The organism is Pseudomonas sp. YuFO20 (assembly GCF_035064975.1).
In the GTDB taxonomy this organism is placed as follows: domain Bacteria; phylum Pseudomonadota; class Gammaproteobacteria; order Pseudomonadales; family Pseudomonadaceae; genus Aquipseudomonas; species Aquipseudomonas putida_AE.
Genome location: NZ_JAXDEO010000174.1, coordinates 1 through 471 on the forward strand (window position 1 = coordinate 1; position 471 = coordinate 471).

The window sequence follows — 471 nt, forward strand, 5'->3', positions numbered from 1 at the left end:
TCCGGCGAATTCTCCAGGGAATCGAGAATGCCCATGGTCTAAGTCCTTTCACGACTTGCAAAACCGGTGTTTCGGATTCGACGCCTTCGGCCCCGCGGCGTCAAGCCGCGATCTTTGTGGCTGCTGTCACAATTCGGCAGCGAGGGACCAGTCAGGCGTCCTCGAATCGGTCGATCCGCAGCGTCTCGGCAAGGCCATCGCGGGTCCATTCCTGGAACGCCGGCAGCGCCATCATGGCATCGACATAATGCTGCGCCTCAGCCTTCACTGGGATCGCGTAGGTGCGGAAGCGATGCACCACGGGGGCGTACATCGCATCCGCCGCCGAGAATGCCCCGAACAGGAACGGGCCTTGCCTGCCGTAGCGCGCGTGGCAATCGGCCCAGATCTCCTCGATCCGCGCCACGTTGGCCCGCGCATCGTTCGACAGCGCGACGGCCTTGATCGGCCGGTGCAGGTTCATGCCGCATT

At 63.5% G+C, this 471-nt stretch carries 1 protein-coding gene; it reads right to left on the bottom strand.

Annotation, left to right across the window (positions count from 1 at the left end; genetic code table 11):
* Window positions 1-151 precede the first annotated feature (151 nt).
* Window positions 152-471, bottom strand: a 320-nt coding sequence (locus SOP85_RS31120; RefSeq protein WP_323629421.1) for a glutathione S-transferase C-terminal domain-containing protein, incomplete at its 5' end; no start/stop codon positions are given.